Source organism: Ideonella sp. P3_A4, from assembly GCF_056403075.1.
On record NZ_JBFUGE010000926.1, the window covers coordinates 1 to 1771 of the forward strand.

1 protein-coding gene and 1 pseudogene are annotated in these 1771 nt (G+C 69.8%); both read left to right on the plus strand.

Going from position 1 to position 1771, the window contains the following annotated elements; translation table 11 throughout:
* Positions 1–662: pseudogene (locus AC1DYI_RS34500) on the plus strand (type III glutamate--ammonia ligase); the annotation flags it as partial.
* 33 nt (positions 663–695) lie between these two features.
* Positions 696–1771: ABC transporter substrate-binding protein (locus tag AC1DYI_RS34505; RefSeq protein ID WP_477208608.1), on the plus strand; the 1076-nt coding region annotated here is incomplete at its 3' end.

Below are 1771 nucleotides of genomic sequence, written 5' to 3' on the forward strand. Positions count from 1 at the left end.
TCTCGATGATGCCCAAGCCCTTTGCCAACCAGCCGGGCAGCGGGCTGCACTTCCATCTTTCGCTGTGGGACAGCTCCCACCGCTGCATCTTCGCGCCGGCCACCAAGGGCGGCGCCGACTTGCTCTCGCCGCTGGGGCGCCAGTTCCTGGCCGGCGTGCYGGCCCATTCACCGGCGCTGTGCGCGCTGGCAGCACCGACGGTGAACAGCTACAAGCGCCTGGTCGTTGGCGAATCCTTGTCGGGCACGTCCTGGGCGCCGGCCTACATCGCCCACGGCCCGAACAACCGCACCGCAACTCTGCGCACCCTGCCTGGCCGCTTCGAGTGGCGGCTGCCGGACGCGAGCGCGAACCCCTACCTCGCCACCGCGGCCCTGATCGCGGCGGGCCTGGACGGCATCGACCGCGGCCTGGACCCGGGCCCAGACTGCACCGAAGACCTGTTCAAGCTCTCGCTGGCCGAGATCCGCCAGCGTGGCTACGGCCTGCTACCCCAATCGCTGGAGCAAGCGGTCGATGCGCTTGAGGCAGACGATGTCGTGCGCGGTGCCCTGGGCGAGACCCTGTCGCACGAGTTCATCCGTCTGAAGCGCATGGAATGGGTGGAGTACGCACGCCACGTTAGCGGCTGGGAACTGCAACGTTATGCGGCCACGTTTTAGTCTGTGAAGCCAGGCGCTGGCCGACGGCAATGGTTGACCCGGGCCCTGGCCTGGGGCTGTGCCACGTCGTCTTGGGCACGCGCCAACGCAGCCCCTGCCGAAAGCCCGATCCGGCTCGGCCAATCGGTGCCGCTCAGCGGCCCGACGCAGCACCTGGGCATCGAGTATCGGCGTGGGCTGCTGCTGGCTTTCAATGCCGCCAATGCGCAAGGCGGCGTGGGTGGCCGCGCCATCGAACTGATCAGTTACGACGACCGTTATGAGCCGGAAGCCGCCTTCAGCAACACCCGCGACCTGTTGGAAGCCGATGGCGTGTTCGCCCTCGTGGGCTATGTGGGAGCCGAGTCGGTGAACCGTTGCCTGCCCTTGGCATTGAAAGCCGGGCTGCCGTTCGTCGCGCCGTTGACGGGTGCCGAATCGCTGCGCCAGCGGCCGCCGCGTGCACTGTTCCACCTTCGCCCTGGCCTCGGCGCCGAAACGAAGCTGATCGCACAGGCGCTGCAGACCATGAGCGTCGCGCGCACGGCGGTGCTGGTGCAAGACGACGCCGACGGAGTCGCCGGTCACGAGGCCTTGCTGGACGCCCTGCGCACGGCCGGCTTGCCCGCCCCGGTGGCCAGCGCACGGGTAAGCCGCAATGCCACCGGCCAGGTCGAGATGACCAGCGCGCACGACATCCAGGCGGCCGCCCTGGCCTTGGGGGCGAGCCAGCCGCAGGCCTTGGTCTGCCTGGCCGCGCACGCGTCGACCGCCGCGGTGTTGAAGACGATGCGCGACAGCGGCTTTGCCGGCCCGTGCTACGCCACCAGCCTGTCCAGCGCCGCGGCCATCGGTCCGCTTCTGGGCGCGCGTGCGGCCGGCCTGTGTGTGACCCAGGTCGTGCCCTCGCCTTTCGATCCATCGCGCCCTCTGGTGGCGGCCTACCAGCAGCAACTGCGCAGCTCGGGCTCGCCGGCGCCCGAATATGTCTCGCTGGAGGGCTGGATCGCCGGCTCGCTGCTGGTGCAGGCGCTGCGCCGCATGCCGCGAAACAGCGGCCGAGCGGGTCTGCTCGACGCGCTCGAAGGCTTGGGCGGCCTGGACCTGGGCGGCTTCGTGCTGCGCTGGGA